Below are 16,050 nucleotides of genomic sequence, written 5' to 3'. Positions count from 1 at the left end.
TACATCTACGTTTAATCAATGGTTAGAGAGGCAAGGGATGTTTCGTGTGCACATTTTTTTCGTTTTCATACGTAAGGCCTCCCCTTTTTCTCATTCAAATGTAGATAAGTTCGTTAAAATACGATAGATAAACTTTAATATGATTTAATTGTTCGGATTTTGTTGACTTTACTATAGTGAATTGTTACACTTAATAACGGTTAAATTATATTGTAGTAATCTGTGATTTACTAAGCGGAGGTGCTTAATTTATGTCTTCTGTAGTTGTAGTAGGAACACAATGGGGAGATGAAGGTAAAGGGAAGATCACTGATTTCCTATCTGAAAATGCAGAGGTTATTGCTCGCTATCAAGGTGGTAATAACGCTGGTCATACGATTAAATTTGATGGTGAAACATATAAGTTACACTTAATTCCTTCAGGTATTTTTTATAAAGATAAAGCATGTGTAATTGGGAACGGTATGGTTGTTGATCCAAAAGCACTTGTACAAGAGTTAAAATACTTGCATGATCGCAATGTGACAACGAATAATCTGCGTATCAGTAATCGTGCACATGTGATTTTACCTTATCACTTGAAATTAGATGAAGTAGAAGAAGAGCGTAAAGGTGCAAATAAGATTGGGACAACGAAAAAAGGGATTGGCCCAGCTTATATGGACAAAGCTGCGCGTGTCGGAATTCGAATCGCAGATTTACTAGATCGTGAAGTGTTTGAAGCAAAGTTAGCACATAACTTAGCAGAGAAAAACCGCCTTCTAGAGAAAATGTATGAAGTAGAAGGATTTAAATTAGAAGATATTTTAGATGAGTATTATGAGTACGGTCAACAAGTTGCTCAATACGTATGTGATACATCTGTTGTCTTAAATGATGCATTAGATGAAGGCAAGCGTGTCTTATTTGAAGGTGCACAAGGGGTTATGTTAGATATTGACCAAGGAACATATCCGTTTGTAACGTCTTCTAACCCTGTTGCTGGTGGTGTAACAATCGGTTCTGGTGTAGGTCCATCAAAGATTAACCATGTTGTTGGTGTATCAAAAGCATATACAACACGTGTAGGAGATGGTCCATTCCCAACGGAGCTAGATAATGAAATTGGTCACCAAATTCGTGAAGTTGGTCGTGAGTACGGTACAACAACAGGACGTCCTCGTCGTGTAGGTTGGTTTGATAGTGTTGTTGTTCGTCATGCTCGTCGCGTAAGTGGCATCACGGATTTATCTCTAAATTCAATTGATGTGTTAACAGGAATCGAAACACTGAAAATTTGCGTAGCGTATCGTTACAAAGGGGAAGTCATGGAAGAGTTCCCAGCAAGCTTAAAAGTGTTAGCTGAATGTGAGCCTGTATACGAAGAGTTACCAGGTTGGACGGAAGATATCACAGGTGTGAAATCATTAGCTGAACTTCCTGAAAATGCTCGTCACTATTTAGAGCGTGTGTCTCAATTAACAGGAATTCCTTTATCTATTTTCTCTGTAGGGCCAGATCGTTCTCAAACAAATGTCCTTCGCAGTGTATATAGCTAAAAGAATAAAAAGGTAGTGGCCAAGTGCCGCTACCTTTTGTATGTAAAGAAAAAAGCTTGTATCTTCAAAAAAAACTAAAAAACCTCTTGCGCTAGATTAATAATCTATGATAATATTATTTTTGTCGCTGATAGCGTAATACGAGCCATTAGCTCAGTTGGTAGAGCATCTGACTTTTAATCAGAGGGTCGAAGGTTCGAGTCCTTCATGGCTCACTTTCGATAAAATAATACGGCCCATTGGTCAAGCGGTTAAGACACCGCCCTTTCACGGCGGTAACACGGGTTCGAATCCCGTATGGGTCATCTTTTTTTATCATACATAGTTGTAAGGTCCCGTGGTGTAGCGGTTAACATGCCTGCCTGTCACGCAGGAGATCGCGGGTTCGATTCCCGTCGGGACCGCCATTATATACATTTCATACATAACAATTGGGCTCGGTAGCTCAGTCGGTAGAGCAATGGACTGAAAATCCATGTGTCGGCGGTTCGATTCCGTCCCGAGCCATCAAAAAAGCATGACTTTATGAGTCATGCTTTTTGTTTTGGGGTAAATACGTTGAAGATATGACGATTATTCAATTATCAAGTATAATAAAAATGATGTATTGAAAAATTAGTGATAACATCTTATTTTTTAGGGGTTTCTTAACAATAAAGGAGAACGATAATTATGGATAAACGTATTTTAGTGGTTGACGATGAAAAGCCAATCGCAGATATTTTAAAATTCAACTTACAAAAAGAAGGATATGAAGTATTTTGCGCTTACGATGGTGCAGACGCGCTAGAGAAAGTGGAAGAGGTTCAGCCAGAGCTCATTTTATTGGATATTATGTTACCGCAAAAAGATGGAATGGAAGTATGTCGAGAAGTACGAAAAAAATATGACATGCCGATTATTATGTTAACAGCGAAGGATTCTGAAATAGATAAAGTATTAGGGTTAGAATTAGGGGCCGACGATTATGTGACGAAGCCTTTTAGTACAAGAGAATTGTTAGCGCGTGTAAAAGCAAATTTAAGAAGACATCAGCAAGTAGCAAACGCAACAGAAGAAAACGAAACAAATGAGATTGCGATTGGCTCGCTTGTTATTCATCCAGATGCTTACATTGTGTCAAAGCGCGGGGAAACGATTGAATTAACACATCGAGAATTTGAATTGCTTCATTATCTTGCCAAGCATATTGGTCAAGTCATGACGCGTGAGCATCTGCTTCAAACCGTATGGGGCTATGACTATTTTGGTGATGTACGTACGGTTGATGTAACGGTAAGACGTCTACGTGAGAAAATTGAGGACAACCCAAGTCACCCAGCGTGGATTGTGACAAGACGAGGAGTGGGCTATTATTTGCGCAATCCTGAACAGGAGTAATTAAGATGAAGAAAGTTCGGTTTTTACAATCTATTCATTTAAAATTTGTGCTTATTTATGTGTTACTCATTTTGATCGCCATGCAAATTATTGGCGTGTACTTTGTGAGACAGCTTGAAAAAGAGCTTGTGACCAACTTCTCGGAGTCTTTAGATGAACGGATTAGTTTTCTTTCGTATAACATTGATCAAGAGATGAAGAAAAAGCGCGATGAAGGAACCACTACGTTAGAGCAAGATATTCGTACGATTCTTCAAGATGTTGTCTCAAAAGATATTTCAGAGGTTCGAGTTATCGATCAAAACAGGCGAGTGATTGGAACCTCTCATGAATATCCACAGCGCATTCTTGGAAAGCGAACGACTGAAATTAATGTAAAACGTGCGCTTTTAGTCGGAACGAAATCGGAAAGAGTAGTAGTCGATCCTCAAACGGGAAAAAGAATGAGGATTATTACTGCTCCTATTCCTATTGGAACGCAAGATGAGATTGTGGGAGCCATTTATTTAAAGGCAACGATGGAGCCGATTTACAACCAGATGCGAGATATTAATAGCATTTTTGTAACCGGCACAATGATCGCCTTAGTTATTACGGCTATACTCGGGGTTCTCCTTGCACAAACCATTACACGACCAATGTCTGAGATGAGAAAGCAAGCGCTTGAAATGGCGAAAGGAAACTTCTCACGAAAAGCAAAAGTATACGGCTATGATGAGATTGGACAGCTTGCGTTAACATTTAATAACTTAACGCGCAAGCTTCAAGAGGCACAAGCGACAACAGAGGGAGAGCGTCGAAAGTTGAGCTCTGTCCTAGCTCACATGACAGATGGAGTGATTGCAACAGATCGTAAAGGAAGAGTCATCTTAATTAATGATCCTGCTGCAGATATGTTGAATGTTTCACGTGAAACGGTTTTATCAGAACCAGTTGTAACTTTACTTGGCTTAGAAGAAACACATACGTTTGAAAGTATTCTTGAAAATCAAGATTCCTTGATTTTAGATTTTAGTACAAATGCAGAGCCGTTTATTTTACGTGCAACGGTCTCAGCTATTCAAAAAGAAACAGGGTTTGTAAACGGAATTATTCTCGTTTTACATGACATTACAGAGCAAGAAAAAATTGATCAAGAGCGTCGAGAGTTCGTAGCGAATGTTTCACATGAGTTACGTACACCGCTAACTACGATGAGAAGCTACCTTGAAGCATTAGCCGATGGTGCTTGGGAAGATAAAGACATTGCGCCTAAGTTTTTAAATGTCACGCAAACAGAGACGGAGAGGATGATTCGTCTTGTAAATGATTTGCTTCAATTATCAAAGTTAGATAGCGAAGATTATCGATTTGCAACGGATTATATTAATTTTGTAGACTTCTATCACCATGTGATTGATCGTTTTGAGATGACAATTGAACAAAGCATTTCGTTTACACGTAATTTACCTAAGCATCCAGTCTATGTATCGATTGATCAAGATAAAATTACACAAGTACTTGATAACATTATATCTAACGCTATTAAGTATTCTCCTGAGGGTGGAGCAATTACGTTTTCACTTGAAAAGCGAGACGTTGATGTATTGATTAGCGTAAAAGACGAAGGAATGGGGATTCCTCAAGCTAATGTGACGAAGATTTTTGAGCGTTTTTACCGAGTGGATAAAGCGAGAACGCGTAAGCTAGGTGGTACAGGATTAGGCCTAGCCATTGCGAAGGAGATTATTGTCGCTCACGAGGGTCGCATTTGGGCAGAAAGTAAAGAAGGTTTTGGTACCACGATTTACTTCACTCTTCCTGTTGAAGATGAAGATGGGGATGAATGGGCATGAAAGTAGAAAGTGTAAAAACGGTATTATTGTTTTTCCTTGTTGGAATTAGCTTAGTGTTAACATGGAATTTATGGACCTATCAGCCAGCCTATGATGTGGTAGATAATACTCAATTTTTACAAGATGTTGTGACAACGGAAGAGAGAAAACTAGAAGAGCATATTATTCCATCTAAAATTGTGTATCATCATTCATCACACATTGTTGGCTCAACCGAGGACGAGAATGTGAAAAGCTTTATGGAAGATATGAAAAAATGGGGCTTTTCTAAGGTTAGACCTATGAATACGGCGTTGTTCGAAGAGGATTTTCTATCGTTTGTGCATGACCGAGATGGAATTGAAGTGATGTATCCTGATCGAATATCGTTTAAAGTCTTTCAATTGATGTTTCAAGTGAAAGAACAATCGGTTCCAAATGCTTACTTTGACCGCATTTTGTTTAGTTTAAAGAATCAGCAATCTCAGTTCGTTACGGCTTACTTTATTGACTATGACAAACGTAGAGTGTTTGAGGCAACGGTTGAAAACTTCAATAAAGCAACCTTTCAGCAGCTAAAAGCGGAGTTGAAATCCACATACAAGCCATATGTTTCGTATGATATAAAAGATGTGCGTAAAATCTTCCTACCAAAAGAGCCGCAAAAGTTAAATCACGTGCAGTATTACATTGATACGATTGAGGTCGAGAAATTTTGGAAAGCTCTTTTCAACAGTACGGAATATGTAAAAAAAGAATCGCTCATGAATCGCGATTTATACACCGATGGACCACGTGTACTAGATGTGAATACCCAAACCAATATGATTGAGTATACAAGCCTAGTTAATTCTAATACGGAAGGTCCTGAAAATAATAATTTACTGAACCGTAGCTTCACCTTTATGAATGATCATGGCGGGTGGATTGATAAGTCTTATCGTTTTGCGAGCTGGAATCCTAATACAAGAGAAATCATTTACCGTTTTCATGAGAAAAACTATCCTGTTTTCAATTCTCAAGGACTGACTGAGATTTATCAGCGTTGGGGCAGTATGGAGCTTTTAAATTACAAGCGATCGCTGTATCGAGTGGTTAAATTTCCGCTAGATTCGTACCAGGTAACACTTTCTTCTGGTGAAGAGATCATTGAATTTATCGAAAAAAAGCATCCAAACTTTCAAAAAGAGTTACTTGAAGACTTAGTGGTTGGTTATTCGTTTGTAAAAGGTGAAAGTGTGGAGGGAAATGAAGAGGTTAATGAGACTCTTAATTTAACCAATATTTCATTAGAGCCTGCATGGTTTTACGTGTATGACAAAAAGTGGTTTCAAGTGATTATGGAGAAGGAATTAGGAGGTAAAGCGGATGGATTGGAATAAAACAAAAACCGTCTTTATCATTACCTTTTTAATTCTTGATTTGTTTTTAGCTTATCAATTTATGGTGAAAAAAAATCAAAATGATTTGGATTTCATTACAGAAGCAAGCGTCGAAGAGCAGCTAGCACAAGAGAATATTACGTATGAGGAATTACCAAAGAGTGTCGAGAAGAAGACGTATCTCAATGCGAGAAGCTTGAACTTTATTGAAGAGGATTTAACAAAGCTAAAGGGTCAAAAAATTGAGTTCTTAAGTGATTATGAAATTCAGGGAGTATTTGAAGAGCCCATTCCTTTGCCTTCTAACAATACCTCATTTCGATTAAACCAGTTTCTCAAGGAGTACATCTTCGCAGGAAGCTCCTATGCGTTATGGCACGTAAATAAAGAAGCAAATGTCATTATCTTTTATCAAAAGCATGCTGATAAGTTAATTTACGACAATACGAACGCGATGCTCATTGTTCATTTAAATGATAAGAATGAAATGGTGTCGTATGAGCAAAAGCTATTAAAAGATATTGAAAAGATGGATGATGATCAAGAGATATTAACGCCTATTAAAGCGCTCGAAAATTTGTTTTTCAAAGACGAGTTAAAGCCAGGCAGTAAAATCACAAAAGTATCATTAGGCTATTATACATTTGATCTGCCGGTCTCTAGTTCACAAGTGTTGGTTCCTACGTGGCACATTATTGTGAATGAAGAGGAGCATTATTTTGTAAATGCATTCGAAGGACAAATTTTAAGTAAACGAACTAATTAAATATTGGAGTGAGAAGCATGAGCTTGCATTTTAGTGTGCTAGCAAGTGGGAGCACAGGAAATGCGATCTTTGTTAGTGATGAGAATCACTCATTGCTTGTTGACGCGGGATTAAGCGGTAAGCAAATGGAAGCACTATTTCAACAAATTAATCGCAACGTTCGAGATCTATCTGGCATTTTAGTAACACATGAGCATAGTGATCATATTAAGGGGATTGGGGTATTAGCACGAAAATATAACGTTCCTATTTATGCGAATGAAAAAACATGGTCTGCGATGGAAGGGCTCATTGGAACCATTGCGCCTGATCAAAAATTCATTTTTCCAACAGGTACTGTGCAAGCATTTGGAGGCATCTCTGTTGAATCGTTTGGTGTCTCACACGATGCAGCAGAGCCCATGTTTTTCTCTTTTCACCAAGACAACAAAAAGCTAACGCTCATTACAGACACAGGATACGTAAGTGACCGCATGAAGGGAATCATTGATAACAGTGATGTGTTTATTTTTGAAAGCAATCACGATGTTGAAATGCTTCGGATGGGCCGTTATCCGTGGAGTGTGAAGCGCAGAATCTTGAGTGATTTAGGACACGTTTCAAATGAAGATGCGGGACTAGCGCTAGCTGATGTCATCGGAGATAAAACAAAGCGCATTTATTTAGCCCATTTAAGTCAAGATAACAACATGAAAGAGATTGCCAGAATGTCCGTTCATCAAGTGCTGCAAGAGAAGGACCTTGGAATTGATGAACGTTTCACACTACATGATACCGATCCGAAGCAACCGACTCAATTAGTGTATGTATAGAGAGTTAAAAGAACGTCGAAACTAACAGTGGTTAGAATCTATCACATATAATTGAAGGAAAAATCGCTAAACTCTTACAACAATCACTTATTTTGAAAGGGTTGATCACAAGAGTGGGTTACTATGATGAAGAGTACGAACAAAAGCCAAAGAGAAGAGGAAGAGGTGGCTTTCTTCCCGCATTAATAGGAGCCATTGTCGGTGGACTGATTGTAGCAGTAGCGTCTCCTTTCTTATCTAACACAGAAATGATGCCAGGCAATGAGGCTCAAAATGAAACGGTTAGAAACGAAGACGGAGAGGTCATTCAAAAAAAAGTCGCGGTTGATGTGACAACGAGTGTGACAAAAGCAGTTGATCAAGTAAATGAAGCGGTTGTAGGGGTTGTGAACATTCAACAATCCCGAAGCTTTTGGAACGAAGAGCGGACAGATGCAGGAACAGGCTCAGGCGTTATTTATAAAAAAGCTGGTGATAAAGCGTACATTGTGACCAATCACCATGTTATACAAGGAGCCACTCAAGTAGAAGTGAGTCTAGCAGATGGGTCACGCGTTCCGGCTCGGCCATTAGGTAGTGATCAACTAACCGATCTTGCTGTATTAGAAATTGATTCAAATCATGTATCAAAAGTTATGCAGTTTGGCGATTCAGATGTATTAAAAGCAGGTGAGCCCGTTATTGCCATTGGTAACCCTCTAGGATTACAGTTCTCAGGGTCTGTTACGCAAGGCGTGGTGTCAGGGGTAAACCGAGTCATTCCACAGGATTTAAACCAAGATGGAACACCAGATTGGCAAGCAGAGGTTATTCAGACGGATGCAGCGATTAACCCAGGTAATAGTGGTGGCGCACTTATTAATATTGATGGGGTGTTAATTGGGATTAACTCCATGAAAATCGCTCAGCAAGAAGTTGAAGGGATTGGACTCGCGATTCCGATTAACATTGCAGAGCCAATCATCAATGACTTAGAAAAGTTTGGTGAGGTTCGTCGTCCTTACATTGGTGTTAGTACGTTATCACTTAATGAAATTTCAGGCTATCACTTAAAAGAAACATTAAAATTACCAGAAAACGTCGTAGAGGGTGTAGCGGTGCTAGGATTAGAGCCTTTATCACCAGCTGCAAAAGCAGGAATGAAAGAGTATGATGTCATCGTCGCATTTGACGGAGAAAAAATTCCAGATGTCGTCGCGCTTCGCAAGTACTTGTATACACAAAAAGAAATTGGCGATAAGATTGAAGTGACCTATTATCGTCAAGGACAAGAAAACAAAGTCGAGCTGACGTTAACGGAACAAAAAATGTAAAGATATCCACAGGGGGATAATTCCCCCTGTGGTCTTTTTTCTGACAGTCCTGAAAAGGAGGGAAAGAGATGAAAATCTATTGCTGTGAAGAACATATTGAATTAGCGCTAGACATTGTCGTAGACGAGATTGAACTAGCACCAGTATTTGAAAAAATCGAAAATGAACAACAGTCATCCACATGTGAATATTGTTCGAATGAAGCGATATATGTAGTAGGGAACTAATATTCTCATACAACATGTGGATATAAAATGTGGATATGTGGATAAGTTCTGTTGATAACATGTTTGTAAAGCGGGGATTAACTGTGAATATCTCAATTGTAACGATTGGAAAATTAAAAGAAAAATATTTAAAGCAAGGCATCGCAGAATTTACAAAGCGATTAGGACCTTACGCAAAAATCGACATTATTGAATTACCAGATGAAAAAGCGCCTGAAAATTTAAGCGAATCTGAAATGGAGCAAGTGAAAGTGAAAGAAGGCGAACGCATTCTCGCCAAAATCTCAGATGACACCCACGTCATTGCACTAGCCATTCAAGGCAAACAAAAATCATCTGAAGAGCTCGCAGCCGACCTAGACAAGCTAGCGACATACGGAAAAAGCAAAATCGCCTTTGTCATTGGCGGATCTCTTGGCCTAAGTGATCAAGTGCTAAAGCGCTCCAATGACAAGCTATCGTTTTCAAAAATGACCTTTCCTCACCAGCTTATGCGATTGATTTTATTGGAGCAGGTGTATCGGGCGTTTCGGATTAATCGGGGGGAACCGTATCATAAGTGAGGGTAAAATAGAAAGGGACTTCAATGTGTCCCTTATCTCTTTATCCGTTGGATTATGCTTATCTAAAGCTGATAAATCAACTTTATTATCATGAGCATAGCTTCCCATCTTCCTTATGAGGTCTTTTGACTTTTTTTTTACACCAGCTGGCGTGAAATCAAAGTGCAAATGTATCTTGTTTATTTGTCTTCCTTCTTTTCGAGAGGGAGCCGTAGGCGTGATTTCTATTTCTTTAATAATCATCCGAAGGAGTTCTTTCTTTTCTGCGCTATCTGCCTGCTCTAAAATACTATCGAGATTTCTTACAAGGTAAAGCAACGCCATAAGGTCGATTGGTTTACTCGTTGTATTTGATAGCTTTTCTTCGGTTTCTTCTAGTTGCTGCTGATAAGCAAGTTTGGCTTGTTGTTGCTCTTTTAATTTTTCAGCAAAGGTAGTCATCAAATCAGGGTCTTTCATTAATTTATCAGTGATATTGGAGATATACCTTTCACATTTATTTAATTCAGATTCTAAGTGTTTCTTTTCCTCCAAGAGTGGTTGTTTGGCATTTTCTCTTTCATTATTCATTTTATAGACCAATCGTTGAAGGAATTGTGATTCAGTTACAATGCGTTTGAATTCCTCAAGGACCTGACGTTCTGCCCTATCTGCATTGATACTATTAGCAGAGCATTCAGAGGCTCCCTTATTATGAAAGGTACCGCATTTATAATATCGATATGTTTTATTCGCCCCTTTTGATTTGCCAGCCACCATTCCTGCACCGCACTGTGGGCAGCGAATAAGCTTGGTGAGAATATAAGGTTGATCTGACTGTACAGCTTTGTATGATCGAGCAGAGCGCTTCTGCTGTACCCTTTCCCATAAGTCTTCAGGAATGATTGCTTCATGTTGTCCTTCAACTATAATGGCATCTTTATTTTTACCTGAACGTCTCTTTTCTGCCCAATTCTCATATTGATTAAAGCGAACTTGCCCGATATAAACGGGATTATCCAAGATCCCTTTCAGTGTACCGATAGAGAAGACGTTTCCTCTCTTTGTGGTGTATCCTTTCCGATTGAGAATACCTACAATTTTTTTGTAACCGAAACCTTGATCAGCGTATTCAAATATTTCTTTTACAATTTTCGCTTCAGCTTCATTTACTGATAGCTTCTTTTCTTTAGCGTCATATCCAAAGCATTGTCCGCCATTCCATTTTCCTTCCTTTGCTCTTTGGGTCATTCCCATTTTTACTCTACCTACAATTTGCTCCCTCTCCATTTCAGCCAACGAGCTTAATACCGTATAAAACATCTTTCCATGTGGAGTCGTGGTGTCTATGTTTTCAGACAAACTTATGAGTTGCACGCCATGGCTCCCTAAAGTTTCTACTATTTCCAATGAATCTCGTGTTTTCCTAGCTAATCTGTCCAGCTTGTAAACAACGACTGCTTCAAATTTCTTCTGTTTGGCATCCTCTAATAAGCGCATCATTTGAGGGCGGCCATCAATACTTTTTCCGCTTTTTCCTTCATCGATATACTCCGAAACGATTATGAGGTTATGTTTCTCTGCATACGAGCTTAATAAGTCCTTCTGGGCTTTAATACTATAGCCCTCAGTTGCTTGTTCTTCTGTACTAACCCGAGCATACATTACTGCTTGCAATGTTTTTATCATTTTTTGAATACCTCCTAAATAAAAATGGAAGAGGCTTTTACACCTCTTCATGATTAGATTAAACTCCGAATGTGGTTTCCTACATTAAATACCTGGTCATATACCTCTGGATGGTTAGCTACTAGCATTTCTAAAGAATGGTGTTCCATCCCTAGTAACAACAAAATATAGGCATGGAGCACATCAATATCCTTCAAAAGTGAATCTTTTTCTGAGGTATCCAACTGATCAGCGTCAGCTTTTTCTACCATGGAGCGTAAAATATCATATAAAGATTCGATGCTTATTCCTTTATATTTATCAAAGGCTTGTTCAATTTCGTACATATTATTATCCTCCTTGTATTTTTCATAAGTGGTTTATGAAGATCGATATCAAAGGGGGAATGCTACCCATCATTTCCCTTTGTTTTTCTTAAGTGTTCCCAGTCAGAAATCCCCTTTTTGGCAATTTTAATGAACGCATTCATAAAAAGCTCTTCCTGATAATTAGTAGTATCAGGGGTTTTGGCTATTGGCTTGTTAGTATGATTTGATGAGTGATTTGCTGCCATATCTATTCCTCCTTTCTGCTAAACAGCTTTTCAAAAGAAGCCTGTTTGGTCTTCCAGTTTTTTCGTCTGTTTCTTACCTTTGAAATAAGTGCATTCACTTCATCAGCGAATTCCTCATGTTCAATTGGGGATAGAAAAACTGTTTCTTCAATGTTTTTATAGTCAAGCCCTTCATGTGTTTTTATTGATAATGAAAGGGTTGCCTCATATTGAGTGTCGAGCAAGCTAAAGGTTCTCTTTGTTGAACCTTGTAGATTACTGTCTTTCTTTTCACAAATGGTAAAAGGTTTTCCCCCATCTTCGTAATAGGAATCTGTAAACACAGCGATAGAGACTCCTAATTGTGCAGCAATCTTTTCGAGTAGATCGACTCTTGGTTGAGTACCCGACTCAATACGGGATATTGTTGATTGAGCGACTGAAATGCTTTCTGCAAGTCGATAAACCGTGAATAAAGGACTGTTATATTCATTTGCTTTCTCCCTTATCCACTTTAAACGCCCACCTAAGTTTTCGTTTTTGAGATACATTAAATCATTTTCTTCCACTCTGTACATCTTTAAATCCGTCATGAAATCACTTCCTTTTTTGTATTTGTTTCAAGATTATCACTGCCAATGCGTTATTGCAAGTAATATTAATAATACTTGCTTAAACGGATATAACTTGATATCTTTTATACAAAGGCATGCACTTAGTCTTGTCCAGGAAAGGAGGAAATCTTATGAGTAAGTCACAACTTACAGAAATATTAGAGCAGGCAGTAGATGGAGCTCTTACAGCTGAACAAGCCCGTAAAGAAATTGGTAGCAAGTATGATGTTCGAAATAAAAACCAAATAGCAGGATTTCAGAAAAAGTTCAAGAAAAGATATGAACATGTTATAGAGTTCCATACAGTTCACGACCTGTATTTTCAGATGAATCATGCAGAAGTAGGGACATTCTATAAATTGGTGCTCTATCTTCAATGGGACAAAGATGGTGTCTTAATTAAAGATGGAAAATCAATGAAACTGAAAGAGCTAAGAACCATTACTGGTCTTGGGGACCGTCAACTTCGGAAGGTACTTAATCGATTAGAGGAACTTGGGTTAATCATTAAGAGTGGTTCTAAGAAAGATCAAGAGTACATTGTTAATCCAATGTTCGTAAGAATAGGTAACACGAAAGGAAACAAAGCTCCATTTACACGGCTCTACAAAAAAACTGGGCGCTATATTCAAGATAAATTGGATGCTAAAGAGTTGGGATTTCTATTGAAGTTAAGTCTTTTCATTGACTTTAACACGCTCATAATAGCTCAGGACCCATACGAAAAGAATCCTGATAAATTGGTACCACTCAGGGTTAAAGACATAGCTCAACGAATGGGTGACAGTGAACAGACAACGAAAGCCTATATTAAAGCGCTAGGAAATGCAGGCATACTATATGAAGACGGACCAGCAGGAAGCCCATTAACAAAGAAGATTTTCTACATCCATCCACAGCTTGTCTCCAGAGGAAATGAAGAAGGAGATGTCTATGCAAAAGTGATGGGATATTTCGCTAATCTACACCGACAAATGAAATATGACTCAGAAAGAGACATTAAAGCAAAGATGAACCTATTAATTGAAAGATGTGATATTGCTAAGAAAGCCCATTCAAAGAAGGTCACTTAATAAACTAAACAACTGCACAATGAGTTAGAGATCCTCCACAATTAGCGAGAGGATATGGTTGCTGCCTTAATGGATAAACAACTGCGGGGCATAGACCAGTCCTCCACACTCTATGTGGGCAAACGGCATCTTTAAAAGAAGAGCTCCTTGGCTAGAACGAAGTAACTTTCATTTTATAAGGCTGGATGGATTCATTGTCGTATCCACTCCCATTCACCATCATGGATGTATAGTTCTCTAGTGGAATCACGCATGTAATATCTGAATTACCTTCACTACGTTTGGTAAGTGGCATTTCGCTTTTACGCTCATGCCTATTGTCTCTACCACGCAGTTACTTTTTGGTGGTGGGTTTTTCTAATTTGAATAAGCTAACAAAAGGATGTTCTCTGCTCAAGATGATTCAGTTTAAGGACAGCATGCATAAATAGTTATAAATACTAAAAGGGTAAAAGGCTATTTTAACCTTAGATTCATTGTTATAGAAGGGTTTATAGATGATTTTTAATCGGCATTATTTTATCATTTTAATAGGTTTAATCGGCACTTTTTCACTAGAACAGTAGCAAGCCCCACCTTAGATGTACCATGAAAGACATTCTGTAATAAAGTGATCTTGGATTAGAAAGTCCTGTCACATAGCGGTTTATGCAACTTTTGGAAGGAGATTGTATGAAGGGTGGTGTAATTTTAATAGAAATCAGATATTCTTCGCTGACATATTATTTATAGAGGGCTAACTGGATATAGATAGCCCCCACAATAATTCTTACAAATAACCTTTTTCTTTTAAGCTGACATACTTTTCATGACCAATTATTATGTGATCAAGCAATTCAATTCCGACTACTTTTCCGACCTCTGCAAGACGTTTCGTAACATCAATGTCTTCCCTTGAAGGGTCTGGCTGTCCTGATGGATGGTTATGAGCCACAATACAACTAGCGCAACTTCTTTTTATTAATGGCAGAAAGGTTTCTCTTGGATGAACGATTGATGCGTTAAGAGAGCCAGTGAAGACTGTTTGTCTAAACAATATTTCATTCTTCGTGTTCAGTCCTAAGCAAACGAATTCCTCACGAGTCAGATACTGCATGTCTTTAAGGTAATCGTATGCATCCCGTGGTGAACGGATAGCATATCTTTCCTCTGCCGTAGTTGGATTTAATCTCGCCAGCCTTAATGCTGCGATAATTTGCTGAGCTTTGATTTTTCCAATACCTTTAATAGATAGAAGCTCTTCCTCAGTAACATCCAATAACTCCTGAATTGAAGGGAAGCGGGTAAAGATTTCACTAACGATGTAGCTGTCATCCTTTTCACGGATTGTGGTAGCCAGCAATAGTTTAAATGTAAATTTATCGAATTGAGTAGTCATTATTTTTTTCCTCCTAATAATTGAAATGAAAAAGGAGAGACGAATGAACGCCTCCCCAATTGATTGATATAGATTTTTTCTGTATGATATAGCTAGTTGATATTGTTACTGATGAGTCCATTCCAGCGGCTCATCTTTTTTTTGCAAAAAAATAGCCCTATGAATGCGTGCTGCACTCATAGAGCTTCATTGATTCAAGGTATTAACTGATTCCATACATTCTCACCTCCATTAAGGTTTGATTTTCAACAGTAACAAGTCTTGTATGAAAGAGGATGCTTGTTGTTTTGTGAGCTTAGTGCTGTGATCAACTTGAAACATCATTTGCATCATTTCTTTTGCGACTTCTGGACGCATATTCAACTCTGATACTGTTCTGAAAATCATTAGTAGTTGCTTATCAGTGGCTGGTGCCTCACCTCCTTTGTTTATTGGGTTCTCCATAGATAAGTCCTCAATATCTTGTGTAAATAGTCCACTTGCTCTTGTAGCTGAGAGTACAGCATCAATCAACGCTCTTTTCTTAGCCATCTTAAGTAGTGTATTTACAAGGCTAAAAGGGTCTTGGTCAATAAAAGGTTGTTCTTTGTTGTTGCAAGTCCCAATCCCTTCTGCTTCCATATAACCTGTTTGTTTGCTAACTAGAGTCACTTTCACTTCATAAGCAAAAATTCCTTTCTCCCAGTTTTCCATACGGTTAATAATGTCTACATGTTTGGAAAAACCGAAGATGTCACAAAGCTTCTCTGCCCCAGGTTTTAAAAGCGTGGGCTTCCGAAAGCCTTCAATCATTCCGTAATCCAAGCCTTTTTTCATCATTTCTTTTACAAATTGCTCTAGCAGATCTATTCTTTCTTTAGCTTCAGCTAAGGAGATAGCTAGACTTGGTACTAGACTCACTTTTACATTTCTTTCCCTAATGGGTATCACATTACGATAGACACCATTTTCTCCAAGCATTGTAAGTTCACTCCCACATTTCGATTTTCC

General features: G+C 38.4%; 16 protein-coding genes and 4 tRNA genes. 14 read left to right on the top strand and 6 right to left on the bottom strand.

Annotated features, from left to right (window positions below; all coding sequences use genetic code 11):
* Positions 1-251: 251 nt before the first annotated feature.
* The 13 genes from JOC83_RS15065 to rlmH all read left to right on the top strand — a co-directional run bounded on the left by JOC83_RS15065 (position 252) and on the right by rlmH (position 9,795).
* Positions 252-1,538: an adenylosuccinate synthase gene (locus tag JOC83_RS15065; protein WP_205188205.1), complete on the top strand. Its 1,287-nt coding sequence runs from the start codon at positions 252-254 to the stop codon at positions 1,536-1,538.
* Positions 1,539-1,680: 142 nt separating this feature from the next.
* Positions 1,681-1,753 (top strand) — tRNA-Lys (locus JOC83_RS15060).
* 18 nt (positions 1,754-1,771) lie between these two features.
* Positions 1,772-1,843, top strand: a tRNA-Glu gene (locus JOC83_RS15055).
* Positions 1,844-1,869: 26 nt separating this feature from the next.
* A tRNA-Asp gene (locus JOC83_RS15050) sits at positions 1,870-1,945 on the top strand.
* A 27-nt stretch (positions 1,946-1,972) separates the two neighbouring features.
* A tRNA-Phe gene (locus JOC83_RS15045) sits at positions 1,973-2,045 on the top strand.
* Positions 2,046-2,207: 162 nt separating this feature from the next.
* Positions 2,208-2,918 (top strand): response regulator YycF, encoded by a 711-nt coding sequence (yycF, locus tag JOC83_RS15040; protein WP_338038932.1) that lies wholly within the window; start codon positions 2,208-2,210, stop codon positions 2,916-2,918.
* A gap of 5 nt (positions 2,919-2,923) precedes the next feature.
* The gene (gene walK, locus JOC83_RS15035; protein WP_205188203.1) at positions 2,924-4,753 is read left to right on the top strand and encodes a cell wall metabolism sensor histidine kinase WalK; all 1,830 of its coding nucleotides are present in this window, start codon (positions 2,924-2,926) and stop codon (positions 4,751-4,753) included.
* Positions 4,750-6,114, top strand: coding sequence for a YycH family regulatory protein (locus tag JOC83_RS15030; RefSeq protein ID WP_205188202.1), 1,365 nt, complete (start codon positions 4,750-4,752; stop codon positions 6,112-6,114). The genes walK and JOC83_RS15030 overlap by 4 nt, the downstream gene beginning before the upstream one ends.
* Positions 6,101-6,880, top strand: a complete 780-nt coding sequence (locus JOC83_RS15025) for a two-component system regulatory protein YycI (RefSeq protein ID WP_205188201.1) — start codon at positions 6,101-6,103, stop codon at positions 6,878-6,880. Before JOC83_RS15030 ends, JOC83_RS15025 begins: the two co-directional genes overlap by 14 nt.
* Positions 6,881-6,897: 17 nt before the next feature.
* Positions 6,898-7,692 carry an MBL fold metallo-hydrolase gene (locus JOC83_RS15020; RefSeq protein ID WP_205188200.1) on the top strand — a complete coding sequence of 265 codons (795 nt, stop codon included), beginning with the start codon at positions 6,898-6,900 and terminating at the stop codon, positions 7,690-7,692.
* Between the two features lie 113 nt (positions 7,693-7,805).
* Entirely contained in the window at positions 7,806-9,005 is a 1,200-nt protein-coding gene (locus tag JOC83_RS15015) for a trypsin-like peptidase domain-containing protein (RefSeq protein ID WP_205188199.1), read from the top strand.
* A 68-nt stretch (positions 9,006-9,073) separates the two neighbouring features.
* On the top strand, positions 9,074-9,232 hold the full coding sequence (locus tag JOC83_RS15010) for a CxxH/CxxC protein (RefSeq protein ID WP_205188198.1): 159 nt from the start codon (positions 9,074-9,076) through the stop codon (positions 9,230-9,232).
* A gap of 83 nt (positions 9,233-9,315) precedes the next feature.
* On the top strand, positions 9,316-9,795 hold the full coding sequence (gene rlmH / locus JOC83_RS15005; protein ID WP_205188243.1) for a 23S rRNA (pseudouridine(1915)-N(3))-methyltransferase RlmH: 480 nt from the start codon (positions 9,316-9,318) through the stop codon (positions 9,793-9,795).
* Here rlmH and JOC83_RS15000 read toward each other — a convergent pair.
* The 4 genes from JOC83_RS15000 to JOC83_RS14985 all read right to left on the bottom strand — a co-directional run bounded on the left by JOC83_RS15000 (position 9,736) and on the right by JOC83_RS14985 (position 12,588).
* Positions 9,736-11,463, bottom strand: a complete 1,728-nt coding sequence (locus tag JOC83_RS15000; RefSeq protein ID WP_205188197.1) for a recombinase family protein — start codon at positions 11,461-11,463, stop codon at positions 9,736-9,738. The two genes, rlmH and JOC83_RS15000, sit on opposite strands and share 60 nt — an antisense overlap.
* Before the next feature lie 53 nt (positions 11,464-11,516).
* On the bottom strand, positions 11,517-11,789 hold the full coding sequence (locus JOC83_RS14995) for a hypothetical protein (protein ID WP_205188196.1): 273 nt from the start codon (positions 11,787-11,789) through the stop codon (positions 11,517-11,519).
* Between the two features lie 62 nt (positions 11,790-11,851).
* Positions 11,852-12,016 (bottom strand): hypothetical protein, encoded by a 165-nt coding sequence (locus JOC83_RS14990; RefSeq protein WP_205188195.1) that lies wholly within the window; start codon positions 12,014-12,016, stop codon positions 11,852-11,854.
* 2 nt (positions 12,017-12,018) lie between these two features.
* Positions 12,019-12,588, bottom strand: coding sequence for a helix-turn-helix domain-containing protein (locus JOC83_RS14985; RefSeq protein WP_205188194.1), 570 nt, complete (start codon positions 12,586-12,588; stop codon positions 12,019-12,021).
* Between the two features lie 152 nt (positions 12,589-12,740).
* Here JOC83_RS14985 and JOC83_RS14980 point away from each other — a divergent pair, with 152 nt between their 5' ends.
* A complete protein-coding gene (locus tag JOC83_RS14980) occupies positions 12,741-13,682 on the top strand; it encodes a hypothetical protein (protein WP_205188193.1) in 942 nt (313 codons plus the stop codon).
* A gap of 769 nt (positions 13,683-14,451) precedes the next feature.
* Here JOC83_RS14980 and radC read toward each other — a convergent pair.
* Both radC and JOC83_RS14970 read right to left on the bottom strand, forming a co-directional pair.
* The gene (radC, locus tag JOC83_RS14975) at positions 14,452-15,060 is read right to left on the bottom strand and encodes a RadC family protein (protein WP_205188192.1); all 609 of its coding nucleotides are present in this window, start codon (positions 15,058-15,060) and stop codon (positions 14,452-14,454) included.
* 231 nt (positions 15,061-15,291) lie between these two features.
* On the bottom strand, positions 15,292-16,020 hold the full coding sequence (locus JOC83_RS14970) for a hypothetical protein (protein ID WP_205188191.1): 729 nt from the start codon (positions 16,018-16,020) through the stop codon (positions 15,292-15,294).
* Positions 16,021-16,050 lie beyond the last annotated feature (30 nt).

Origin of the sequence: Priestia iocasae, from assembly GCF_016909075.1 — a bacterium.
Taxonomy (GTDB): Bacteria; Bacillota; Bacilli; order Bacillales; family Bacillaceae_H; genus Priestia; species Priestia iocasae.
The sequence above is the reverse complement of the archived record's forward strand: the minus strand, read 5'-3'. Positions and strand labels throughout refer to the sequence as shown.